This is a genomic window from Streptomyces sp. NPDC046716 (assembly GCF_040645755.1).
Lineage (GTDB): Bacteria > Actinomycetota > Actinomycetes > Streptomycetales > Streptomycetaceae > Streptomyces.
In genome coordinates this window covers 36,474-60,653 of sequence record NZ_JBEYYU010000019.1, presented here as the reverse complement: position 1 = coordinate 60,653, position 24,180 = coordinate 36,474, and the positions used below count along the sequence as shown (strand labels likewise).

Here is a 24,180-nt window from a genome sequence, read left to right as displayed (position 1 = left end):
AACGGTTCAGCACACATGGGGCCTGCGACGGCACTGTGAGACATCACACGTGTGCACTGGAGGGAACATGTGACCCTGGGGTGAGGGGTGTGTGAAAGCCGGTCAGTCGGCCGTGCGGCTCGCCACGTACGCGCGGTATTCCGTCAGGCTTTCGCCGCTGAGCGGGTAGTAGTCGGAGAGCCGTGCGCCCTGGTCGAGGCGGAGGCGGGCGAACGCCTCCCGGTCCTGGTGCAGCAGGGAGTCCTCGGCGAGCGGCACCGCCTTGTCCTGCGGGACGACGACCGCGCCGTCCTCGTCGGCGACGATCAGGTCACCGGGCGTCACGAGTGAACCGCCCACGCCCACCGGCACGTTGAACGCGGAGGGGAACAGCTCGGTCTGCGAGGCGTAGTGCGGGGTGACACCGGTGCACCAGACGGGCACGCCGAGCTCCCGGATCCGGGCCGCGTCCCGCACCCGTCCGTCGACGACGATGCCGGCGCCGCCGCGCAGCTTGAAGTAGCGCACCAGCATGTCGCCGAGGCAGCCGGTGAAGTGGCTGCCGTGTGCCGAGACGACCAGGACGTCACCGGGCCGCACCGACTCCAGGACGCCCCACAGCGGGGTCTTGCGCTCGATGTCCTCCTGCTCCGCGCCGTTGAAGACGTCCTCGCGCTGCGGCAGGAACTGCAGGGTCACGGCGCCGCCGGTGACCTTGACGTCCGGCTCCCGGTGCAGCGGCACGGGGCCGTCGATGAACGTCCGGGTGATGCCCATCTGGTGCAGCTTCGCGCACGCGGTCGCCGCGCTCACGTCCCGCAGCGCCTCCACCATCCGCGCGGTGGGCCGTGTGTAGGACGCCGTGTGGACCGGCGCTCGCATCGACTCGTAGCCGCCGTGGTTCTCCCCAGTCGGGTGCATGCACGTGCCTCTCCGCGCGCTCGTCGCACGCAACGCCAGTGACATCATCGCCTATCGATGGTAGATAACAGCCAATCGATTAGTGCTGTCAATGCTGTTCACACCGCCCATGTGCCAGGAGCCCGCCGTGCCCGATGCCCCCGCCGACTCGCCCCAACTCGCTTCCCGCACCGCGTGGTTCGAGGAGGCACGGTTCGGTCTGTTCGTTCATTTCGGCCTGTACAGCATGGCGGCGCGGCACGAATGGGTGCGCAGCCGGGAGGCCATGTCGCAGGAGGCGTACGACCGTTACCTGGACCGCTTCGACCCGGATCTCTTCGACGCCCGTGAACTGGCCCGTGCGGCCCGGGAGTCCGGCATGCGGTACGCGGTGCTGACCACCAAGCACCACGACGGTTTCTGCCTGTTCGACTCGGCGCTCACGGACTACACCTCGGTCCGGGCCACCGGCCGTGACCTGGTCCGGGAGTTCGTGGACGCGATGCGCGCCGAGGGGCTGCGGGTGGGCCTGTACTACTCGTTGCTCGACTGGCACCACCCGGACTTCACGGTCGACGAGCACCACCCGCTGCGCGGTACGGACGCCGAGCGGGAGCCGCGCGACATGGCGCGATATCGCGCCTACATGGAAGGTCAGATACGCGAACTGCTCACCCGATATGGCGACATCGACCTGCTGTTCTTCGACTTCACCTACCCGGAGAAGGGCCCGGAGGAGTGGGGCGCCGAACAACTGATGTCGCTCGTGCGGGAGTTGCAGCCGAACATTCTCGTCAACGACCGGCTCGGCGTTCCCGGTGACTACGTGACGCCCGAGCAGTACCAGCCGGACCGCCCCCTGGAGCGCGACGGCGAGCGGGTGCTGTGGGAGGCCTGCCACACCCTGAACGGTTCGTGGGGGTACGACCGCGACAACCACGACTACAAGGACCCGGCGCTGCTGGTGCGGATGCTGGTGGAGTCCGTGGCGTGCGGCGGCAATCTGCTGCTGAACGTCGGCCCGACCGGCCGGGGCGCCCTGGACCCGCGGGCCCGGGAGACCCTGCGGGCCATCGCCGAGTGGAGCACGCTGAACGCTCGGTCGGTGCGGGGCGCCGGGCCGAGCGCGTATCCGCCGCCGCCGGGGACGCTGTACACGCGGCGCGGCCGGTACCTGTATCTGCACCTGCTCGCCTGGCCGCTCAAGCACCTCCATCTGCCGGGGCTGGCCGGGCGGGTGCGGTACGCCCAGTTCCTGCACGACGGCTCGGAGATCCGCTTCGAGGAGATCGACCAGGCGCCGCCCGAGCACAACAACCTGGCGCCGCGCAGCCAGCCGCCGGGCACGCTGACGCTGACCCTGCCGATCGCCCGGCCCGACGTGCCGCTGCCGGTGATCGAGCTGGAGCTGGACGCCGAGCGCGCCGAAGGCGAGGTGTGACCCGGTGCCGGGCCCGTTGAGCGCGCGCCTGCTCCCCCTTGCCGAGCGGGCGCTCGCCGCGCCGGCCGACCGGCTCACGGTGCCCGACGTCACCCGCCGCGCGGTGTGGGACGCCGTGCCGGGGCCGCTGCGGACGCGCGTACTGGACGACGCGGCCGAGGAGTTGGGGCGCCCGGCGCCCCGGCTGACGGCCGGCGCGTGGGCCCGCGCGCTGCGCGACGGGAACCGGAGCGCGTACGAGGACGCGGCCTGGCGGCTTCAGGAGCGGGTCTCCCTGCTGTGCCTGGCCGCCGTCCTGACCGGCGAGTCGGCGGACGCGACCGATCCCGCGCCCGGCGCCTGCCCGCACCTGGACGCGGCGGTCGACGGACTCGTGGCGTTCGCCGAGGCGAGCACCTGGTGCTGGGCGCCGCACGAGCGGTTCGCGGCGGCGCGCGGCGAGGTGGTGCCGGATCCCGACGACCCGTACCCGGACCTGGGCACGGCCGAGGTCGCCGCGCTGTTCGCCTGGGCGGACCACGCGCTCGGCCCGCATCTCGACCGCCGCGCGCCGGGCCTGCGGAGGCGGCTGCGGCGGGAGGTGGACCAGCGGCTGCTCGGGCCGTTCGAGCGCCGCCGGGACTGGCCGTGGATCGGGGCGGACGGCGGCGCCAACAACTGGAACCCGTGGATGCACGGCGCGGTCCTGGCCGCCGCGCTGCTGCTGTGCGACGACCCCGGCGACCACGGGCGCCGCGTCCGGCTGGTCTCCCTGGTCGTCGAGGGCCTGGACCACTATGTCCGTGTGCTGCCCGACGACGGCGGCATCGACGAGGGCATCTCCTACTGGTGGGCGGGCGCGTGCCGGCTCCTGGAGATCCTCGATCTGCTCGCCGAGGCCGGCGGCCCGGCGCTCGATGCCCGTGAACTACCGCTGCTGGCGGCACTGTTGAAGTACCCGCGGCGGATGCACCTCGGTTCCGACCGGTACGTGAACGTGGGGGACGCGCCCGCCCGGCTCGACACCCGTCAGCCCTGGCAGGTGCCGTTCCGCTGGGGCGGGCGGCTCGGGCAGCCGGACACCGTGGCGCACGCGCTGGCGGGAGCGCGGCAGCAGGGGTGCGCCGCTCCCCCGCGGGCGGGCCTGGGCCGGGCGCTGGCCGCGCTGGCCGACCGGGACTGGTGCCGGGCGGTGACCGGGCCCGCCCCGGAGGAGACCTGGCAGGAGCGGGAGACATGGCTGCCGCGCCTGCAGATCCTGGTGGCCCGCGAGGCGGCCGGGAGCGCCGACGGGCTCACGCTCGCCGTGAAGGCCGGCCACAACGGCGAGCACCACAACCACCTGGACGTCGGCTCGTACTGGCTGGCGGTGGACGGCCGGCCGCTGGTGGTCGACGTCGGCCGGCCCACGTACACGGCGCAGACCTTCGGCCCGGACCGCTATGCGGCCTGGCCGTTCACCAGCGCCTGGCACAACGTGCCGGAGCCGGGCGCCGGGCAGTGTCCGGGCGCCGCGTACCGGGCGCGCGAGGTCGATGTCGAACTCCGCGCGGAAGCAACCGCGTTGACGGCGGAGCTGAGCGGCGCCTATCCGGCGGGCGCGGTCGCCCGCTGGGACCGCACGGTGCGCCTGACCCGGGCCGCGCCCGAGGCCGCGGCGGCGTACGTGAGCGTCGAGGACCGCTGGCGCGACGGGCCGCCCGAGGTCGCGCTGCGGCACGTCCTGGCCGGGCACGTCGAGCACGGGGACGGCTGGGCCAGGGTCACCCCGCCGGACGGCGGCCGCGGGCTGGAGATGCGCTGGGAGCCCGGGGCGGCCACCGTCGCCGTCGAGCCCAGAGAGCTCGACGATCCGCTGCTGACCAGGAGTTGGGGCGAGGTTCTGACCCGGCTGACGCTCACCGTGCGCGGCCCGGAACCCCAAGGTGGTCTCTGCGTACGGTGGTTGGTTGCTGCAGCACCCTTGAACTACCGAAGTGGCCGTCCTAGCATCAGCAATCGATAGACGATAGTCGCTGAGACGCGGGCACCGACACCGCCCCTGTCTCCCCCCACCCTCGGGCCACCTCCCCTTCACTGCTCCACCGGGAAGCCTGCGACTGAACACCACCTATCGATTATTCACGACTACGCAACGGAGCGTGTCCCGATGAGAACAATGTGGCGCCGTGCCTGCGGTCTGACCGTGGCTCCCCTGGTGATGGCCTCCGCCGTCGCCTGCGGCGGCGGATCCGACCAGGCCGCGGGGGGCACGACCCTCCGCGTCATCGTGAACATCACGCCGAACCTGACGGAGAAGTACTGGAACGACCTCTTCGCCGGGTACGAGAAGGCCCATCCCGGGGTGACGGTCAAGCTGGAGCTGACCGGCACCATCTCGGCCGACGCGAAGCTGCGGCAGGACCTCGCGGCGGGCGACCCGCCGGACATCGCCCAGCAGATCGTGCCGACCGCCGAGACCGCCTCGCTCTTCGCCGATCTGAGCGACGAGGCCTGGACGGCCAAGACGCCGCTCGCCGACCAGTACGCCGTGGACGGCAAGCGGTACGTGGTCGGCGTCGGCGAGCAGATCCAGTCGCTCGTCTTCTACGACAAGGCCGCCTTCGAGAAGGCCGGCCTCGACGCGACGAAGATCCGCACCATGGACGAGTTCACGGCGGCCATGGGCAAGCTGAAGGGCTCGGGCTACAAGCCGCTCCAGACCGCCGGCCAGTGGGTGACCGGCTCGCAGTTCTCGATGATGGCCGACGCGGGCGTCCTCACCGAGAACCCCAAGTGGACCGCCCAGCGCACCGCGGGCAAGGCCTCCTTCGCGGACAGCGGCTATGTGGACTACCTCAAGCAGTACAAGGGCTGGATCGACAAGGGCTACCTGGAGAAGAGCGCCCTCGGTGTCACCTACGCGGACGGCCAGACGGCGTTCCTGAACGGCAAGTCGGCGATGTACATCATGGGTTCGTACTTCGTGCCCGCCGCCGACGCCGCGAAGAAGAGCGACAACATCGGGGTGTTCTCCATGCCGACCGACGGGGCGTACCCGTCCGGCCAGTTCGGCAACATCTCCAACCCGTACGTCGTGGTGAACAAGTCGCCGCACAAGGCCGAGGCCATCGACTTCGTGAAGTGGGCGACGACGAACCCGAAGGCCATCAAGAGCCAGCTGGCATCGGACGGCAATCTGCGCTCCGGCTTCTCGTACCCCATGTCGAGCCTCGGCACCTCCGTGCAGAAGATCCTCGACAAGACGCCGTCGGTGATCGTGAAGTCGGGGGCCAACCAGCCGATCGCCGGGTACAGCGACGAGCTGAACAAGCAGATCCAGTCCCTGTACACGGGCGCGTCCCCCAAGGACGTCGCCGACGGATTGGACAAGTGGTGGAACTCGCAGGGCTGACCGACACGCAGCGGCGCGTCCGCCGCCGGGCCCGGCTGCGCGAGTCGGCGCTCTCCTTCGGGATGATGGGCCCGGCGGTCCTGCTCTACACGGTGATGACGGTCGTACCGGTCGGCGTGGCGGTGTATCTGAGCCTCACCGACTGGGACGGCTTCTCGACCGCCGCGTTCATCGGGCTCGACAACTACAAGCACCTCTTCGACGACCCGAGTTCGTCGGACGCCTGGTACGTGACCGGCCTGATCGCCGTGGCCGGCACCGTGCTGATGGTGGGCCTCGGGCTTGTCTACGCGCTCGCGCTCAAGGGGCGTTCACGCGCCAACTCCTTCTTCCGGGCCGTCGCCTACTTCCCGCACGTAATCAGCGCGCTGATCCTCGGCTATCTGTGGGCGGCGATCCTCGGGACGAACGGGGCGATCAACAACACCCTCGCCAAGTTCGGCATCGAGCCGGTCGGCTTCCTCTTCGACGAGAAGTTCGCGGTGATCTCCCTGATCGGGGTCATCGTGTGGGCGGGCTTCGGCTTCAACGTGGTGCTGTTCGTGGCGGCCCTGCAGACCGTCCCGGCCGAACTGCTCGAGGCCGCCGCGATCGACGGCGCCGGCAAGCGGCAGATCAACACGCGGATCGTGATCCCCATGATCGCGCCCGTGGTGACGGTGGCGACGGTGCTGAATCTGGTGGGACTGATCCGGGCCTACGACATCGTCGTCAGCCTCACCGGCGGCGGTCCCGCGGGATCGACGCAGACGTTCACGTATCTCATTCTCGCCCGGTCCTTCGAGGGCACCAAGGTCGGTTACGCGACCGCACAGGCCGTGTTCCTGATGGTGGTGTCCGCCGTGCTCGCCCTCTTCGTGACGGCGCTGCGCAACCGCCAGGACCAGGCAGCGACAGGTCGGTGAGGAGCCGGTGGTGGTGGTACTAGAGGCAGAACCCGAGACGGCGGCCCGCAAGCGGCCGAAGGCGGCCCGGTCCGCCGGCCGGGACGACGGCGGGAGCGCCGCCGAGCGCGAGGAGTCCCGGTCGCCGGTGCGCTGGGCGCTGCTCGGCGTGCTGTTCGTCGTGATGGTCGTGCCGATCTACCTGCTCGTCGTCAACGCGTTCAAGTCGCAAGCGGAGATCCTCGACAACCCGTTCTCGATCCCGCTCGGCGGGCTCACCTTCGAGCACATGGGCGCGGCGATCAGCAGCCCGCAGTTCAACGTGATCGGCGGCTACGGCTTCACGCTGTTCCTCGTCGTCATGGTGGACGTGCTGTGCATCCTGCTGGCGGGACCGGCCGCGTACGCGATCGCGCGCAGCCTCAAGAAGCGCACGCAGCTGGTGCTGCTGTACTTCCTCGCGGGCACGTTCATCCCCGGCGCGGCCGTGATCATCCCGGTGATCTACGTGCTGCGGGAGATCGGCCTCGCCAACACGGTGACGGGTCTGGTGGCGCACGACGTGGCGTCGACGCTGCCGGTGAGCATCTTCCTGTTCGTCGGGTTCATCCGCACGATCCCGGTGGACATCGACCACGCGGCGACGATCGACGGCGCGGGCCGCTACCGCACCTTCTGGACCATCATCTTCCCGCTGATGCGTCCGGCGGTGGTCACGGTGCTGATCCTCAACTCCATCGGGATCTGGAACGACTTCATCTCCCCGCAGATCCTGCTCAGCCCGTCCTCCGGGCACTACACGGTGACGACGGCGATCTACGCCGGCATCAGCCAGTACTCGACGGACCTGACGAAGGTGTTCCCGAACCTGCTGCTCGCCGTCGCGCCGGTCGTCATCTTCTTCATCTACATGCAGCGCCACATCATCAGCGGGCTCACGGTCGGTGCCGTGAAGGGCTGACCTCCCCGCCGACCCCCACGAGAAAGGATCACGCTGTGCCCAGGAGATGGCGACATCTGCCCGCAGCCGCCCTGCTCACCGCGGTGACGGTGATCGCGGCCGGCCATCCGGCCGCGGCCGCCCCGGCCGGAGCGCAGGCGGCCACGACCTACTACGTCGGCCCCTACGGCGACGACGGCAACGCCGGTACGAACGCCACGTCCCCCTTCCGGCACATCCAGAAGTGCGCGGACGTGATGGTGCCGGGCGACACCTGCGAGATCGTGTCGGGCAACTACGAGGAGACGGTGGTCCCGGCCCGCTCCGGCACCGCCGCGCAGCCGATCACCTACAAGGCGGCGGCGGGCGCGGACGTGACGGTGAACGGCGCCTCGAAGGTCTCCGGTTTCGACCCGGTCACCGCCGCCGACGTCACGGCGATCGCCCAGAAGGACCCGTACGCGGCGGACTCGCAGTTCAGCGACGCGGTGGCGGCGGGCCACATCTACAGCACCGATGTCGACCTGGGCTCCGACGTGTCCACGGTGCAGGTGTTCACCGACAAGAAGATGGACGTCGAGGCCCAATGGCCTTATCCCGGACCGGACTTGCTCGACCCCTCGCTCCAGTACGCCGGTGAGGGCAGCGCGGACGCCACGATCGCCGACGCGGACCTGACCCGCCCGGCGGGGTACTGGGACGGCGCGCGGGCCCTCACCGGCTACTGGTACGTCTCCGCGACCGGCACGGTGAAGAGTTCGGCGGTCGGCTCGGTGACCCTCGACGTGGCGCCGCCGTGCGTGCACAAGGTCGTCCCCAAGGAGACCCGGTACGCGTTGTCCGGGAAGATCGGCGAACTCGCCCACCCCGGCGAGTGGTTCTACGACCCGACGGCCAAGCGCCTGTACGTGTACGGGGACGACGACCCCGACACCCACACGGTGCAGGTCAAGCGGCGCACCCTGGGCTTCGACCTGACGGGCGCGAGCCACGTGAACGTCAAGGGCGTGAAGCTGTTCGCCACGACGATCAGGACCGGCGCCTCCAGCACGGGCGTGACCCTCGACGGCATCACCGGCACCTACCTCTCGCACTACACCGACATCACGCAGGGCGCGACGGACTGCGGCTCGACGGTGACACGGGGCGTCGGTGATACGGGGATCGTCCTCGACGGCACGTACAACAAGATCGTGAACAGCGATCTGTCGCTGAGCGCGGGGAACGGGGTGGCGCTGCGCGGCCAGAACAACACGGCCACCGACAACGTCATCCACGACGTCGACTACATGGGCACCTACGCGGCCGGCGTCGCCGTGCAGGGCAACAGCCAGACGGTCACCCACAACACGATCTCCCGGGTCGGCCGCAGCGGCATCAACCTGCAGTGGAACACCGTGGACGGCCTGGACCCGGGCAAGGACACGATCGCGTACAACGACATCTCCGGGTACGCGCGGCTCAGCCTGGACGTCGCCGCGATCTACACCTGCTGCAGCGCGTACATGATGGGCTCGTCCATCGACCACAACGTGCTGCACGATCCGTCGCCGACCACGACGTCCACGACGTTCGGCATCTCCGGGGTGTACGCCGACAACGGGCAGAGCGATCTCGTCATCGCGAACAACGTCGGCTGGGGCAACCGCGAGGGCACGGTGATGCTGAACGGTCTGGGCACCGGCTCGCACGACAACGGCGTGTACAACAACACCGGCGGGATGACGCTCTTCTACGTCAAGGAGGCGGGCCAGTCCACGGGCACGCACATCGCCAACAACATCGGCCCGATCAAGGGACTGGACGGTGCCTCGGCCGGCGGGCTCGTGGCCGATCACAACATGCTGGAGGACGTCGACCCGCGCTTCGTGGACGCCGCCGGGCACGACTACCGGCTGGCGGCCGACTCGCCGGCCCGCAATGTGGGCCTCGCGGTGCCGGGCGTCAACGACGGGTCCACGGACCCGGCGCCGAGCCTGGGCGCGTACCAGTACGGTGCGCCCAAGTGGACGGCGGGCGCCCGCCGTTGACCTAGGGGTGACACACGGAGGGCCCGAGCCGGATGTCCGGCTCGGGCCCTCTGGGCGTTCGGCTCAGCCGCGCTTGGCCGCGGCCGCCTTCTTGCGGGGCTTCTTCGTCTCCCGCGCGTCCGGCACCGGTCCGCGGCCCGCGGCGTGGTCGGCGAACGCCGCGGCCGCCTTGTCGGCCTCCCCGTCCCGCAACAGGTCGACCAGGCGCCCGTGTTCGTGCGCCATGGCCTGCCAGTCGCCGTCGAAGAGCGGGTCGGAGATGGCCCGCAGGGTGCGCAGGCTCGGCTCGATGACCTCCCACATGCGGGCCAGGAACGGATTGCCCGCGCACTGACTGACCACGGTGTGGAACTCGATGTCGGCGGTGCGGAAGCTGCTGACGTCGCTCGCGGCGACCGCCTCGTGCATCCGCTCCACCAGGGCGTCGAGCTCGGCGAGCTGCTCGTCGGTGATGTGCTCGGCGGCGAGCTGCGCGGCCAGCCGCTCCAGCGGCTCGCGCACCTGGCGGGCGTACTCGGCGTCCTCCGAGGAGATCTCGACGACGAAGTGACCGCGCCGCGGGACATGCATGAGCAGCCCCTCGCGGGCGAGCCGCTTGACCGCCTCGCGCACCGGGGCCTGGCTCACGCCGAGCCGGCGGGCGATCTCCGACTCCACGACCCGGTCGCCCGGTCCGAGGTCACCGTCCACGACCGCCTGGCGGAGCAGTTCGTACACCTGGTCGGAGATCAGGGTCTTGCGGAACCGGTCCTTGTTGGTGGCCAGCGTGGAGACGAAGCCACCCGACGCGTTAGATGCCATGAATTCCCAATCCTGCGCTGGGGCACGTCAGTTGGTCCATATGCGGCTGTGCGGGTATCCGGGTATGGGGACCATCGTACGCGCCCATCGTCTATCGATGGAGTCACATCGAGCTTTCCAACTGCTTGGCCAGCCAGGCCAGTTTGACGACCTCGTGGTCGGGGCCGCCGCCCTCGTGGTCGTTGAAGGGGTAGACCTCGATCCGCTTGTCGGCCTGGTCCACGCCCCGCTCGGCACCGTAGTGGTTGAACGCCGCGTACACGGTGGAGGGCGGGCATATGTGGTCCATCAGGCCGACCGAGAACAGTGTCGGCGCACTCGCCCGGCGGGCCAGTGAGGCGCCGTCGAAGTAGGACAGGGTACGGGCGACGGTGGCGGCGTGCTCGCGGTGCAGTTTCACGAACTTGGCGACCTCGACGTACGGGACCGCGTCGGTGATCGTCGTGGCCCGCGGGAAGTGGCACAGGAACGGCACGTCCGGCATCACCGCCACCAGATCGGGGACGAGGCCGGCCGCGGCGAGCGCGATGCCGCCGCCCTGGCTGGTGCCGGTGACCACGGTGCGGGCCGGGTCGACGGCCGGGTGCGAGCGGGCGGCGGCGACGGCGCGCACGGCGTCCGTGTACAGCCGCCGGTAGAAGTAGCGCCGCGGGTCGAGGACGCCGCGGGTGAGGAAGCCGGGCGCGGCGGTGTCGCCGGTGGCCGGGTCGGGGTCGGGGGTGTCGGCGCCCTGGCCGCGGGTGTCCATGACGAAGTGCGCGTACCCGGCGTCGGCCCACAGCCGCTTCTCGTGCGGGGCGCCCCGGCCGCTGCCGTAGCCCAGGTACTCGACGACGACCGGGAGCGGCCCCGTGCGGGTGACCGGCAGCTGGAACCAGCCGCGCACGGGGTGCCCGCCGTAGCCTGCGAAGGTCACGTCGAAGGTGTCGATCGTCGCGAGCCCGTTGTGGACCGGCGTGAACGTCGCGTCGATGCCGAACGGCTCCTGCTCGGCGAGCGTCTCCCGCCAGAAGGCGTCGAGGTCGGCCGGCTCGGGCAGCTCGGGGCGGTATCTCTCCAACTCGTCCAGGGGCAGGTCGAACTGGGCCATGGGGCATCTCCGCTGAGGTCGGGGCCGGATCGTGGATCGGTCATCGCCTATCGATCATCGAGAGAATCGAATCAGGGGCGTTCGAGCACTGTCAACAGCTCAGCCGGTACGCCCGGACGGCGTTGCCGTGCAGCACGCGCTCGCGCTCTTCGGCCGTCAGGCGGTCAAGTCCCGCGCGGGACAGGGCCAGTGATCCGGCGCGGGAGCCGCGTGGCAGGCAGATCGGCCAGTCGGAGCCGACGAGACAGCGGTCGGGGCCCAGCGCGTCGACCACCCGCCGCACGAGGTCGGCGACGCGCTCGGGGGCGACGCCGTGCTGCTGGGTCAGCAGGCCGGAGATCTTCACCAGCACGTTCGGCACGGCCGCCGCCCGCTCCAGGTCGCGGCGCCACTCCCCCGGGTCGCCGTCGACCAGGTTCGGCGGGTTGCCGAGGTGGTCGACGACGAGGGTGAGCCCGGGGTGCCGCTCCGCGATCCCGGCGGCGGAGGCCAGTGCCCCGTGGTGCAGATTCACTTCGAGGACCAGGCCGGACGCGTCCAGGACGGGGATCAGCGCCCGGGCGGTCTCGGGGACGTCCGACAGTGAACCGCCGCCCAGCCGCATGCCGTTGGGCGCCGTGCCGCCCCACTCCGTCAGCAGCTCCCGGAAGCGGTCCGGGCCCTCCTCGCCGTGCGCGTGGAGATTGCCCACGTATCCCGCGACCAGGTCCGGGCGGCGCAGCCGCAGCGCGCGCAGGGCGCCCGTCTCGCCCGTGTCGCCGCGCGCGGCCTCGACGAGGACCGTGCCGGTCAGCCCGTCGGCCCCGGTGCCGGAGCGGGCCAAGTCCGCCTCGTCGTAGGCCCGGTGGTGCGGGCTGTCGGGCCGGATCCAGCCGAACCCCCGGTCCGGGTCCCACAGATGGGCATGGCAGTCGATCACGGTCCGCTCCCGAGTATTGACACGTCGGCTCCCCGCCGGTGACTCTAACCATCGGCTATCGATGGGCGATTGTTCAATACGGCAATCCGCATGCGACGAAGGAGCGGGTGTTCCCCATGCTCAGGTCTGAGCCGACCGGCGGCACACGGGCAGGCGGCGAGGCCCACGGGCCTTCGCTGAACGCCCGCCTGCCCCTCACCGAGACGCCCCGATGGGCGCTGCTGGAGAGGGAGTTGTTCGCGACACAGGAGAAGGCGTGGCGGCTCTTCGCCGACCGCTACACCGAAGCAGACGGACGACTCGTCTTCCGCGGCAGGCTCGGCGAGGGCATGGACGGCCGGGACGGCGTCGACGACTTCTACGAGCCGTTCTTCAACTGGCCGACGCTGTACGTGCTGGGCGGCAGCGCCGAACTGCTGACCGCGGCGCGCCGGCACTGGCAGGGGGTGAGCGCGCAGCTCACCGAGATGGGCATGCTCGTCGACGGCCTGGAGCGCGGTTACGACTGGTTCCACCAGGGCGAGGGCCTGCTGCTCTTCTACGGTCTGTGCCTGGCGGACCCGGACGACGCCGAACTGCGCTCGCTGGCACGGCGGTTCGCCGACGTCTACCTTCCGGGAGGCCCGAACTACGACCCGGAGCACCGGGTGCTGCGCGCCCCGCACAACGGCGCGGCAGGACCCCGGTTCGGGTTCAGCGACGAGGAGCCGTACTTCCCGTGGAGCCTGGCCCTGCACCCGTACGGGCTGCCGCTGGACGGGTTCGACGGCGTCTCCTCCTTCGAGCAGCTGGCCGGGTCCCCGGAGCTGGCCCGCGCCTACGGCCGGGCGATGTGGGACCGGATGGGGCGCGGCGACACCCTGGTGAACCTGGGGGCGACGGGTCTCGCGACGAACGCGTATCTGCTCAGCGGTGAGCAGGCCTACGCGGACTGGGTCGCCGAGTACGTCGGCGTCTGGCAGGAGCGCCTCGCGGGACGCGAGGTCGTCCCCGACAACGCGGGGCTCGACGGCGAGGTGGGCGCTTATCTGGACGGCCGCTGGTACGGCGGGCACTACGGCTGGTCGTGGCCGCACGGCCTGTCCCCCGTGGGCAGTTCGTCCATCATCGGCGCCGCCAACGCCACGCTGCTGACCGGCGACCGCGGCTATCTGGAGCTCGCCCGCAACCCCCTCGACGCGGTGCTGCGGCACGCGGAACGGCGTGGCGCGGACGGGATGGGCACCCTCGGGGAGCGCTGGGAACCGCATCTGCGGGCGATGGACGCCGAGCGGACGCTGATGGTGCCGCAGCGGCACAACGACTCCGGCTGGTTCGACTTCACCGTCATGCCGGGCCAACTCCCGCTCACGCTCTGGCACTTCAGCCGCGAGCAGGCCGATCAGGACCGGATCGAGGAGCTGCGCGCCGGGGCCGCGTGGGACTGGACGGCCGTGCACACCCAGCGGATCAAGGACGAGGCCGGGCACGAGGAGCCCTGGTACGAGTTCCTGCACGGGCGCAATCCGGACTTCCCCGAGCGGATGCTCAACAGCGCGCTCGCGAGCTGCGCGGAGCGGGTCTCCGCGATCGAGGGCGACACCGTGGACCCGGCGGTCGGCCCGGACGTCCTGGACATCCACCACTGGCAGCACCTCAACCCGGTGGTCACGGAGGCCCTGCTGCAGCTGACGACCGGCTCCCCGCAGGTCCTCTACAACGGCGGCCTCGCCCAGCTGCACGTCCGCTACCACGACGCCGAGGCCCGGCGCCCCGGCCTCCCGCGCGACGTGGCGGCCCTCGTGTCCGACATCCGTCCGGAGCACACGGTGGTGGAGCTGGTGAACCTCGGCGACGCGGCGCGCTCGCTCCTGGTGCAGGCGGGCTCGTTCGCCGAGCACCGGATCACCGCCGTCCGCGCGGACGACGGCCCCGAGCAGCCGGCCGACGGACCGTACGTCCGCGTCGCCCTGCACGGCCGCACCCGGCTGCGGCTGACCCTGACCATGACGCTGCGCGCCCGGCGCGCGGCGATCGCCTCGCCCTGGGGGACCGCATGACAGACCGACTGCCGTTCGCGCTGCCCCGCCTCGGGATCGGCACCGCGCCCCTCGGCGGGCTCTTCGAGGAGGTCTCCGCGGAGGCCACCGTCGAGGCCGCGGCCGAGGCCGGGATCAGGTACTTCGACACGGCGCCCCGCTACGGCCACGGCCAGGCCGAGCGCCGCCTCGGCCGGCTGCTCGGTCCGGCCGGGATCGACGACCCGGTGATCTCGACGAAGACCGGCTGGCTGCTGCGCCCGAAGCCGGACGGCTCGCCGGGCGAGGTGGTCACGGACTGGACGGAGCGCGGCATCCGGGAGTCCCTGGAGTCGAGCCTGACCCGACTGGGCCGGGACAGCGTCGACATCCTCTATCTCCACGACCCCGACCACTATCCGGACGAGATCCGGCGCACCGCCTATCCCGCGGTGCGCCGGCTGCGGGACGAGGGACTGATCCGCGCGATCGGCTTCGGCATGAACCACAGCAAGCAACTCGCCGCTTATGTCGACGAGTTCGAGGTCGACGTCGTGCTGATCGCGGGCCGCTTCTCGCTCCTGGACCACGAGGCGCTGGACACGCTGCTGCCGCTGTGCGCCAGGACCGGTACGGCGGTGGTGGTCGGCGGCGTCTTCAACACCGGCCTGCTGGCCGACCCGTCACCCGACGCCATGTTCAACTACCGTCCGGTGCCTGCGGAAACGCTGGACAGGGCCCGGCGGTGCCGGGCCCTGTGCGCGGAGTTCGGCGTGCCGCTGCCCGCGGCCGCGATCCAGTTCCCGTATCTGCATCCGGCCGTCGGCTCCGTCGTCGTCGGCTGCCGTTCGGCGGCCGAGGTGACGGCGAACGCCGCGGCGGCCCGCTTCCCGGTCCCCGACGCGCTGTGGCGGCGGCTCGCGGACGAGGGCTTCGTACCGCGGCAGTTGCTCAGCCGGTGACGGTCTGCCGGGCACGGTCGGGCAGGGCGCGGACGGCGTCGGCCGCGTCCCGCACCGTGTGCGTGGTCTCGCGCCGGGCCTTCGCCGCCTGCTTGCGGCCGGTGGTCGCGGCGCCGCGGGCGCGGTAGGCCATGGACGGTTTGCCGTGGGTGTCGGCCGCCGTGATCAGCAGCCCGCCGATGAGCGACACGTTCTTCACGAAGTGGGTGCGCTGCTGCCGCCGCCGCTCGGGGTCCTTCTCCTTCCACCAGGCGTGCCCGGCCAGGGTCGTCGGGACGAGCGAGCCCGCGAGGGCGAGCGCGGCGACACGCGGCGCGATCCCGGTGGCGAGCAGCAGTCCCGCGCCGATGTGCACCGCACCGTTCAGCCGGACGAGCTGCTCCGGGTCGTCCGGCAGTCGCGGCACCCGGGAGGCCACGGGTGTGGCGACCGGTTCGGCGGCCGGGGCCACGCGCCCGGGGTCGCGGACGGTGGAGAGCCCTCCGGTGATGAAGACGGAGGCGAGCATCGGACGGGCGAATTTCCTGAGTACAGCCATGGAGTCCGCGTTCCCGGGTGCGGGCAGGACACGCATGACGATCGCCGGGCGGGGCACTCGGCGGCCATGAGAACCGTGACGGCAGTGGCGTCCGGAGCCGCCGGGCTCGCGCTGGCCTCCGTGCTCGTGGGGTGCGGCGGCGACTCCCCCTCGTCCGACTCCTCCCCCGCGGCGGGTGCCGCGGCGCTCGCGTCGTCCGGTGACCGCCTCGTGGTCACCACGGAGAACGGGCTGCGGCTGCGTCCCACAGACGGCGACCGGGTCACGGTCGACGACGGTGTCGACCACCGCTGGTCGCACCGCGACCACACCTGGGTCCTGGACCTGACCTGCAAGGGCACGGGGCAGTGCCCCCGGATGCCGCGGGTCGCCGTACCGGACGACACGGCGGTCACCGTCGTCGCCCGCAACGCCGGCATCGACGCCGCGGGCGTCCCCGGCGCCCTGGACCTGACGACCGTCAACGGCGATGTGACCGTGGCCGACGCGGGCGCCGACGGCGCGGCGGTACGCCTCACCACCCGCAACGGCTCCGTCCGCGCGACCGGCGTACGGGCCCGCTCCCTGGCCGCCGAGACGGTGAACGGCGACGTCGTCCTCGGCTGCGCCGACGCGCCCCGGCGTCTGTCGGCCACCACGGTCAACGGCACGGCGTCCGCGGTCCTGCCGCACGACGCCCCCGCCTACCGGACCACCGCCACGACGGACAACGGGCGTCCCTTCGTCTCCGTGCCCGCCGAAGGCGCCGCCGCCGACCGGACGTTGACCCTGTCCACCGTGAACGGGGACGTGCGGGCCCGGCGCGACTGACGTCTCGCACCCCGGCTGTCCGTGCCCTGTGCAATCATGCGCCGACAACGAGCGGGGCCACCCTGGGGAGGGGCAGGTCCCGCGCCGCGACGGTCAGGAGCACGGAACGTGATCACGGGTGGGGAACAGGGCGGTTCGTCCGTCTCGGACGAGGAATGGGAGCGATTCCAGCGGGAGTCGGCGGAGGGGGTGCCGGACGCGCCCAAGGAACCGTCGGCGCGGGCCCGCATGGTGACGCGTCGGCTGCGGGAGGAGCCGGGCCCGCCCGCGGGCTGGCGGGAGCACCGGCCGCCGCGGCGGCGCAAGCACTGGTACGTGATCGGGCTGCTGGCCGCGCTCGCGCTGGTCGTCGTCGCGGTGGTCCGCCCGGGTCCGGTCAGCGGCTGGTTCGGCGGCGAAGACGATCCGACCGCCCCCACCCGCGCCACCCCGGCGGAGCCGTTCCGGGGGTCGCCCGCCGCCACCTGGGCGGACGGCGCGGCCGGGCTCGACCTGCCCGAGGCGGCCGCCACCGGCGGGATGAGCAGGACCCAGGTGGCGCGGGCGCTGGAGCGGACGCGGGACTTCTTCGTCGCGGCCAACCTCGCCCCGGACGTGCTGCGCGGTGCGCACCCCGCGAAGGCGATCGCGTACATCGATCCGCGCCAGGACGACATGCGGACGTTTCTGGCGAAGGCGTTCACGGACCCCGGGGCGAAGAACGACCCGACGCTGCTGTTCAGCCGCTTCGACCCGGACAAGGCGCGGCTCGTCGGCGACGTCGTCAAGGTCCGGGGCACGATGACGTACGAGGCGGCCGAGGGCGGCGGCCTGGAGGTGCACACCGACGTCACGTTCGTGTACCCGGTGACCAGTGCGGACGGGAACGGCCAGGACGTGACGCGCACCATCGTGCGCCGCGACGTCACGGTCGCCTGGGAGCGCCCGGCGCGCGGCTCGGGCCCGGAGACCTTCTCGCTGCGCAGCTTCTTCGAGTACGCGACCAACGCCGGCTGCGACACGAACACGGGCTATCTCGACCCCGACTTCGAAGCCCACTCGGCCGGTGGCGGCGAGTCCGTCGACCCCTACGACCGCAGCGAGCCGCTGGACGGTTCCGAGGGCGGGGACGGGACCTGCGACACCGCGACCCGGTCCTGAACCCGCTCAGCCGCTGAAGGCCCCGAAGTCGTCGCGGTCCTCGTCGTCGACGAGGTCGTCGGAGTCCTCGGGGTCCTCGGCCTCGGCGGCGTCGTCCTCGAAGTCGTCGCCGTCGTCCGCGTAGTCGGAATCGTCGGGGTCCTCGGAGTCGTCGGGGTCCCGCGCCCAGAGGGGCACGGTCGGGGCTGCCATCAGGGCCACCACGGCCACCTCGTCCCTGTACGTGTCGGTACGGCGGGCCCGTGTCCGTGTCCTGAGGGCGGCCGCCTCCAGCAGTAGACCCGGGGCGGCGCCGACCGGCAGGGCCACGGCGGCCGCTCGGGTGAATGGAGCGCTCGGGGCCGCCCGCTCAGTTCCAGATCGCCTGGGCCAGGGTCGCGCCGACGAGCGCGGAGCCGAGGCCGCCCAGGACGCTGCCGACCACGTTGGCCAGCGCGTAGAAGCGCATGCCCGTCTCCGCGAGCCGCAAAGTCTCGTAGGAGAACGTGGAGTACGTCGTCAGCGCGCCGCAGAAGCCCGTGCCGATGAGGAGCTGGAGGTGCGCGGAGGCCGCGCCGGCCATGACCGCGCCGGTGAGCAGGCCGAGGACGAGCGAGCCGACGACGTTCACGGCGAACGTGCCCCAGGGGAACACCGTGTCGTGCCGGGCCTGCACCGTGCGGTCGGTGAGATAGCGCAGCGGGGCGCCGACCACGGCGCCCGCGATCACCAGGAGCCAGTTCACGCCGCTCCCCCGTCCTCGCGCCCGCCGGTCCGCCGGACGCCGGCGACGACGCGGCGGGTCAGGTGCGTCGTCGTCCAGACCGCCGCGAGGGCGATGCACAGGGTCAGGGCCAGATAGCCGAGCGCGGTGCGCGCCTCGTCGCCGTCGGTCAGGGTCCTGATGTCCACGGCGTACGTCGAGAAGGTGGTGAAGCCGCCGAGGACGCCGGTGCCGAAGAACGGGCGGACCAGGCGGTGCACGGGCCGCACCTCCGTGACGAGGACCATGAGGATCCCCATCACGGCGCAGCCGATCACGTTCACCCACAGGGTCGTCCACGGGAAGGCGCCGCTCGCCGTGGGCCACAGGAGCGCGGCGCCGTACCGGGCGCAGGCGCCGATGGCGCCGCCGGCCGCCACCACCCCGATCACCGGTGCCTGTTCCCGCCAGGGCGCGGCGGGCCGGACGGCGGGTCCGGCGGGGGCGGCCTGGGCCGTCTCTACGGGCTCGTTCGGCATGGAGGTGCGGGCCTTCTTCACGGGCTGGGGACGTCCGAGCCTATCCCGGCGATCTCCCCGGTGCTCCTCCGGCCCGGCGTACCGCCCGCCGTCACAGACCTTGGCCCAGCCCCCCGCCGCCCACCACGTAACTGCACTGGGTGTAGGTGTATCCGGGTGCGATGGTGCCGCCCGCGGCGCGGCTGTTCGCCGTGCGGGAGGCGCCGCCGGGCTTGTGCAGGAAGTGGTACGAGCCCGCGGGCAGCCGGAGCGTGGTGTGCGGGTAGGACTTGCCGCTCGCGTGGCACGCCTTGCTGCGCCCGGCCGTCTCGGTGGCGTACGTCCGGCAGGAGCCGCAGCCGGCGATGGTGACGCGCCCGGTGACCGGGCCGGTGTACAGGACCTCGACGGGGTCCGGGCCGTCGTTGCTGATCACCAGCTCCATGCGGGAGCCGCCCGGGGAGTGCGCGGGCGGCAGCCGGAGCCCCGCCGAGGGCCGCTCCTCCGCGATCTCGGCGGCGATCGCGACCTGCTGGGCCCGACCGCGCCGCTTGTCGCTCTTGTAGGTGCCCGCGAAGTCGCTCAGCGTCGTGCGCGCCGAACCGAACTTCTTGTCCGCGAACTGGTCGATGCCGCAGGCGTACTCACCGTCGCGCACCGCCCTGTCGACGTCGCCGCGCAGATGGGCGGGGGCGGGCGCGGGCAGTTCCTTCGCGGTGTCGCCGATCCGGCGCAGCGCGTCGGTGGCGCGACAGGGTTCGGCGCCGTCGAGTTGCCCGGCGCGCCGCTCGACGGCGTCGTGCAGAGCGGGTTCGACCCCGGCGGCCTGCTTCGACTCCGGGAACGTGCGCAGGAGTTGGCCGAGTTCGCCGCCCTGCCCGTCGCTCTCGCCCGAGCCCAGCTTGCCGGTGCCGCAGGCGAGCAGCGAGGCGGCCAGCCGCGTGTCGGGCCAGCCGGCCAGGTCGCCGAGGACGGAGCGGTCGATGGACCGGGGCACGTCCCGCAGATAGGCGAGCGGCGCGACGGCCGCGCAGTGGTCGTGGTCGGCGTAGGGCGCGGCGACCGTGCGGTAGTACACGACGAGGCTGTCGTGGACCTGCTTCGCGGCCCGGGAGCCGGGGTGGTTCTCGGCGAGGTCGTGGTAGCGGCCGAGGGCGGTGCGGTAGTCGGGGCGGGCCTGCGCGAAGTCCTCGCCGGCGGTCCGCTCGACGAGGGCGTCGGTCCGCTCCAGCCGGTCGAGCAGCATGGCCTCCACGGCGTCGTCGCGCAGCGCCCCGTACCCGACCGCGCCGCCCGCGGGCACGGCGAGCAGCAGCACACCGAGCACGAGAGCCGCGACGGGTCTGACCCGTACGGCGGTCGACGGCGCGCGCAGGCCTCTTCGGGCACCGTCCGCCGCCGCTGCCAGCAGCAGGACGAGGTATCCGGCGACCGCCCAGGCGGGCACGCCGTCGGGGTCCGCGGGCAGCGCGACGACCAGCAGCGCGGCGGTCGCCGCGAGGCAGAGCGCGGTGAGCGCCCAGTGCCGCAGCAGCGCGTAACCGAGGCCGAGCCCCGAGAGGTTGAGCAGCCCGGCGGCGACGGCGCGGACGGGATCGGCGGGCCCCGGCGGCGCCTCGGGCGGAGGCGGCGGCCCGAACCGCAGCACCTGCGTGGGCCCGAAGTCCGGCGGCACCGGCTGACCCGGCAGCCCAGGCGGACCCGGCGGACCCGGCGGACCCGGCGGCATGGGCGGCACCGATGCGGGCGCGGGCGCACCCGGTGGCGGCATCTGCGGCGGCGGCCCGAACCCGCCGCCTCCCCCGCTCCCGCCGCCGCCCGTTCCGCTCTCGCGCTCCGCATTCCCGGACATGTCCCCCGGCCACCTCATCGCGGTCCCCCAACCGTCAGGTGTCACAGCCCCGCTGCAACGATCCGGGGCGATGCCGGGCCTGTCAATCGGGTTCGGGGGGCCGATCGTTCCCAACTGCCTTTACTTTCCGACGGCTTGACGCCCTCACGCCGCCCCCATTAACTCAACTCTTGAATTAAGACGCTCGGGCACACAGCGACGCACCAGGCACGCCAGACGCACCAGACGCACCACCAGCACCCGTATCGGGACCATTGGGAGGGAATCTTGCGTCACGTCACACCCCTGCACCGGAACAGCAGAAGAAGACAGGCGGTTCTGCTGGCCGTCTCCGCGCTCGCCGCGGGACTGCTGCCCCTGACCACCGCGGGACCGGCCGCGTCCGCGGACGATCCGGCCCCCGTGCCGGTCGACCGCTTCGAGGGCGAGGTGCCCTTCGCCGGCCAGCCCGCCGAGGGCATCTTCACCTGGGGCGGCGATTCGGACGATCCGCCGAAGCTGGAGCTGAAGGAGCGCGCGGACGCACCCGAGGGCGCCAAGGTGCTCGAGGGGTCGTACGACATCAGCGGCTACGGCGGGTTCAGCCATGACTTCGCCGCCGATCAGCCCGCCCACGACTGGTCGGCGCACCGCGGCATCCGCTTCTGGTGGTACGGGGACGACTCCGGCCGCAAACTCACCTTCGAGATCAAGGACGGCGGCGCGCACGGCGAGGCGTCCGAACTGTGGAACACGCAGTTCACCGACGACTTCTCCGGGTGGAAGCAGGTCGAGCTGCCGTTCACGCAGTTCGCGTACCGCACCGACTACCAGCCGGTCGGCGGCATCGACCAGGTCCTGGGCCTCGACAAGATGTGGGGCTACTCGGTCACGCTGCCCACCGGCTCGAAGTCGCAGTTCGCCATGGACGACGTGGAGTTGTACGGCGCGGCCGATCCGGCGCTGCGGGCGGCGGTGACCACGGACGCCGCCGTGTACCCGGTGAAGGAGGGCGGCTCGGCGAAGGTGAAGCTGTCCGTGACGACCACGGGCAACGTCCCGGTCGCGGACGAGGTCACCGTCGCGTACGCCACCGACGGCGGCACCGCGACGGCGGGCAAGGACTACACCCCGGTCAGCGGCAAGGTCACCTTCCCCGCGGGCACCGCCTCCGGCGCGACGCGCACCGTCACGGTCGCCACGGCGAAGGACCGGGACAAGGCGGAGAACGCCGAGACGATCCCGCTGAAGCTCACCGTGACCGGCGCCAAGGCGCCCGCCGAGACACCGCAGGTGGTCGTCGACGCGCACGGTCTGCCCTACCTCGACGCCAAGCTGCCGATCAAGAAGCGGGTCGCCGACCTCGTCTCCCGGATGTCCCTCGCGGAGAAGGCCGGCCAGATGACGCAGGCCGAGCGCGGCGGTGTGGGCAGCGGCGGCGACGTGTCCGCGTACGACCTGGGTTCGCTGCTCTCCGGCGGCGGTTCGACGCCGACGCCGAACACGGCGGCCGCCTGGGCGAAGATGATCGACGGCTTCCAGCTGCGGGCGCAGGCGACCCGGTTCCAGATCCCGCTGATCTACGGCGTGGACGCGGTGCACGGGCACAACAACCTGACCGGCGCCACGGTCATGCCGCACAACATCGGCATCGGCGCGTCGCGCGACGCCGCGCTCGCCGAGAGGACCGGCGCGGTGACCGCGTCCGAGGTGCGCGCGACCGGTGTCCCGTGGGACTTCGCGCCCTGCCTGTGCGTCACGCGCGACGAGCGCTGGGGCCGCTCCTACGAGTCGTTCGGCGAGGACCCTGCGCTCGTGAAGAAGATGGAGACGATGATCCAGGGCTTCCAGGGCCGCGCCGACGGCGGCGACCTGGACCGCGACGACAAGGTCCTGGCCACCGCCAAGCACTTCGTCGGCGACGGCGGCACCGCGTACGGCTCGTCGACCACGGGCTCGTACACGATCGACCAGGGCGTCACGACCGTGACCCGGCAGGAGCTGGAGGCGGTGCATCTCGCGCCGTTCGGCGACGCCGTGAAGCGCGGTGTCGGCACGGTGATGCCGTCGTACTCGTCGCTCGACGTCATCGGCGACGGCGAGGGCCCGGTCAAGATGCACGCCGACGCCAAGATGATCAATGGCGAGCTGAAGGACAAGCTGGGCTTCGAGGGCTTCGTCATCAGCGACTACAACGGCATCGACCAGATCCCGGGCGACTACAAGAGCGACGTGCGGACGTCGGTCAACGCGGGCGTCGACATGGTCATGGCGCCGTACTCCTACAAGGAGTTCCGTGACGACCTGGTCGGCGAGGTCGAGGCGGGCAACGTCACCGGGAAGCGGATCGACGACGCGGTCTCGCGCATCCTGACCCAGAAGTTCAAGCTCGGCCTGTTCGAGCACCCGTACGCCGACACGTCGAACGCCGACCGGATCGGCAGCGCCGCGCACCGCGCCGTCGCCCGGCAGGCGGCGGCCGAGTCGCAGGTGCTCCTGAAGAACGACGGGAACGTGCTGCCGCTGAAGAAGTCGCAGAAGGTGTACGTCGCCGGGTCCAACGCCGACGACATCGGCAACCAGACCGGCGGCTGGACCATCACCTGGCAGGGCTCGTCCGGGAAGATCACCGACGGGACGACCGTTCTCCAGGCGATGCGGAAGGCCGCTCCGGGCGCGACCGTCTCGTACTCGAAGGACGCCTCGGCGCCGACGGACGGCTACGACGTGGGCGTGGTCGTGGTCGGCGAGACCCCGTACGCGGAGGGCATGGGCGATGTCGGCAACGGCAACGACCTGGAGCTGACCGCCGCCGACAAGGCAGCCGTCGACACGGTGTGCGGCGCGATGAAGTGCGTGGTGCTCGTGGTCTCCGGACGGCCGCAGCTCATCGGCGACCGGCTCGGCGAGATCGACGGGCTCGTGGCGTCCTGGCTGCCCGGCACGGAGGGCGACGGCGTCGCCGACGTGCTCTACGGCAGGAAGCCCTTCACCGGTCAGCTCCCGGTCACCTGGCCGAAGTCGGAGTCCCAGCTGCCGATCAACGTGGGCGACGCCTCGTACGATCCGCAGTTCCCCTACGGCTACGGGCTGACCACGCACGCCACGGCGCGGGCCGGGGGCGAGCGCACCCTCAAGGCGCTCGCGGGCACGGCGCGGCACGTGCGCGACGCGAAGGCCGGACGGACGCTCGTGACCGCGGCGCGGCTGATCGTCCAGGAGAAGGCGGGCGGCTCGGTGCGGGAGGCGTGGGCCAAGCCGTTCGCGGACGCCGACCATCTGTCGCTGAGCGGTGACTACGCGGGCGCGCTGGCCAAGCTGATCACCGCCTACAAGGCGACATGA

At 71.9% G+C, this 24,180-nt stretch carries 20 protein-coding genes; 11 read left to right on the top strand and 9 right to left on the bottom strand.

Translation table 11 applies throughout. The annotated features are described in order from the left end of the window. Positions 1 to 102: 102 nt before the first annotated feature. Positions 103 to 900, bottom strand: a complete 798-nt coding sequence (locus ABZ930_RS16755) for a ribonuclease activity regulator RraA (RefSeq protein ID WP_361548107.1) — start codon at positions 898 to 900, stop codon at positions 103 to 105. A gap of 127 nt (positions 901 to 1,027) precedes the next feature. On the opposite strand from ABZ930_RS16755, the gene ABZ930_RS16750 reads away from it, so the two are divergent. From ABZ930_RS16750 to ABZ930_RS16725, 6 genes are all read left to right on the top strand, one after another. After that, positions 1,028 to 2,320: an alpha-L-fucosidase gene (locus ABZ930_RS16750; RefSeq protein WP_361548104.1), complete on the top strand. Its 1,293-nt coding sequence runs from the start codon at positions 1,028 to 1,030 to the stop codon at positions 2,318 to 2,320. Between the two features lie 4 nt (positions 2,321 to 2,324). Then, positions 2,325 to 4,304, top strand: a complete 1,980-nt coding sequence (locus ABZ930_RS16745; protein WP_361548101.1) for a heparinase II/III family protein — start codon at positions 2,325 to 2,327, stop codon at positions 4,302 to 4,304. 144 nt (positions 4,305 to 4,448) lie between these two features. After that, positions 4,449 to 5,693 (top strand): extracellular solute-binding protein, encoded by a 1,245-nt coding sequence (locus ABZ930_RS16740; protein WP_361548098.1) that lies wholly within the window; start codon positions 4,449 to 4,451, stop codon positions 5,691 to 5,693. After that, positions 5,672 to 6,598 carry a sugar ABC transporter permease gene (locus tag ABZ930_RS16735; RefSeq protein WP_361548095.1) on the top strand — a complete coding sequence of 309 codons (927 nt, stop codon included), beginning with the start codon at positions 5,672 to 5,674 and terminating at the stop codon, positions 6,596 to 6,598. Before ABZ930_RS16740 ends, ABZ930_RS16735 begins: the two co-directional genes overlap by 22 nt. 10 nt (positions 6,599 to 6,608) lie before the next feature. Further along, a complete protein-coding gene (locus ABZ930_RS16730; protein WP_361548092.1) occupies positions 6,609 to 7,538 on the top strand; it encodes a carbohydrate ABC transporter permease in 930 nt (309 codons plus the stop codon). Between the two features lie 35 nt (positions 7,539 to 7,573). Further along, positions 7,574 to 9,547 (top strand): right-handed parallel beta-helix repeat-containing protein, encoded by a 1,974-nt coding sequence (locus tag ABZ930_RS16725; RefSeq protein ID WP_361548089.1) that lies wholly within the window; start codon positions 7,574 to 7,576, stop codon positions 9,545 to 9,547. A 63-nt stretch (positions 9,548 to 9,610) separates the two neighbouring features. Here the strand turns inward: ABZ930_RS16725 and ABZ930_RS16720 are convergent, their stop codons facing one another. From ABZ930_RS16720 to ABZ930_RS16710, 3 genes are all read right to left on the bottom strand, one after another. Beyond that, entirely contained in the window at positions 9,611 to 10,348 is a 738-nt protein-coding gene (locus ABZ930_RS16720) for a GntR family transcriptional regulator (RefSeq protein WP_361548086.1), read from the bottom strand. 103 nt (positions 10,349 to 10,451) lie between these two features. Continuing rightward, a complete protein-coding gene (locus ABZ930_RS16715; RefSeq protein WP_361548083.1) occupies positions 10,452 to 11,438 on the bottom strand; it encodes an acetylxylan esterase in 987 nt (328 codons plus the stop codon). 91 nt (positions 11,439 to 11,529) lie between these two features. Beyond that, entirely contained in the window at positions 11,530 to 12,357 is an 828-nt protein-coding gene (locus ABZ930_RS16710) for an amidohydrolase family protein (RefSeq protein WP_361548080.1), read from the bottom strand. Positions 12,358 to 12,473: 116 nt separating this feature from the next. On the opposite strand from ABZ930_RS16710, the gene ABZ930_RS16705 reads away from it, so the two are divergent. Together ABZ930_RS16705 and ABZ930_RS16700 are read left to right on the top strand one after the other, a co-directional pair. Next, complete coding sequence (locus tag ABZ930_RS16705) at positions 12,474 to 14,396, top strand: hypothetical protein (RefSeq protein WP_361548077.1); 1,923 nt, start codon at positions 12,474 to 12,476, stop codon at positions 14,394 to 14,396. After that, positions 14,393 to 15,316, top strand: coding sequence for an aldo/keto reductase (locus ABZ930_RS16700; protein ID WP_361548074.1), 924 nt, complete (start codon positions 14,393 to 14,395; stop codon positions 15,314 to 15,316). Before ABZ930_RS16705 ends, ABZ930_RS16700 begins: the two co-directional genes overlap by 4 nt. Here ABZ930_RS16700 and ABZ930_RS16695 read toward each other — a convergent pair. After that, a complete protein-coding gene (locus ABZ930_RS16695) occupies positions 15,306 to 15,854 on the bottom strand; it encodes a DoxX family protein (protein WP_361548071.1) in 549 nt (182 codons plus the stop codon). The two genes, ABZ930_RS16700 and ABZ930_RS16695, sit on opposite strands and share 11 nt — an antisense overlap. A gap of 66 nt (positions 15,855 to 15,920) precedes the next feature. Here ABZ930_RS16695 and ABZ930_RS16690 point away from each other — a divergent pair, with 66 nt between their 5' ends. Both ABZ930_RS16690 and ABZ930_RS16685 read left to right on the top strand, forming a co-directional pair. After that, positions 15,921 to 16,664: a DUF4097 family beta strand repeat-containing protein gene (locus tag ABZ930_RS16690; RefSeq protein WP_361548068.1), complete on the top strand. Its 744-nt coding sequence runs from the start codon at positions 15,921 to 15,923 to the stop codon at positions 16,662 to 16,664. Between the two features lie 108 nt (positions 16,665 to 16,772). Next, a complete protein-coding gene (locus ABZ930_RS16685; protein ID WP_361548065.1) occupies positions 16,773 to 17,804 on the top strand; it encodes a hypothetical protein in 1,032 nt (343 codons plus the stop codon). 6 nt (positions 17,805 to 17,810) lie between these two features. Here the strand turns inward: ABZ930_RS16685 and ABZ930_RS16680 are convergent, their stop codons facing one another. The 4 genes from ABZ930_RS16680 to ABZ930_RS16665 form a co-directional block, all read right to left on the bottom strand. Next, positions 17,811 to 17,996, bottom strand: coding sequence for a hypothetical protein (locus ABZ930_RS16680; protein ID WP_361548062.1), 186 nt, complete (start codon positions 17,994 to 17,996; stop codon positions 17,811 to 17,813). A 157-nt stretch (positions 17,997 to 18,153) separates the two neighbouring features. Next, complete coding sequence (gene crcB, locus ABZ930_RS16675; protein ID WP_361548059.1) at positions 18,154 to 18,528, bottom strand: fluoride efflux transporter CrcB; 375 nt, start codon at positions 18,526 to 18,528, stop codon at positions 18,154 to 18,156. Next, on the bottom strand, positions 18,525 to 19,025 hold the full coding sequence (crcB, locus tag ABZ930_RS16670; RefSeq protein WP_361548056.1) for a fluoride efflux transporter CrcB: 501 nt from the start codon (positions 19,023 to 19,025) through the stop codon (positions 18,525 to 18,527). The genes crcB (ABZ930_RS16675) and crcB (ABZ930_RS16670) overlap by 4 nt, the downstream gene beginning before the upstream one ends. Positions 19,026 to 19,116: 91 nt before the next feature. Then, positions 19,117 to 20,856, bottom strand: coding sequence for a hypothetical protein (locus ABZ930_RS16665; protein WP_361548053.1), 1,740 nt, complete (start codon positions 20,854 to 20,856; stop codon positions 19,117 to 19,119). Between the two features lie 267 nt (positions 20,857 to 21,123). Here ABZ930_RS16665 and ABZ930_RS16660 point away from each other — a divergent pair, with 267 nt between their 5' ends. Further along, positions 21,124 to 24,180, top strand: coding sequence for a glycoside hydrolase family 3 N-terminal domain-containing protein (locus ABZ930_RS16660; RefSeq protein WP_361548050.1), 3,057 nt, complete (start codon positions 21,124 to 21,126; stop codon positions 24,178 to 24,180).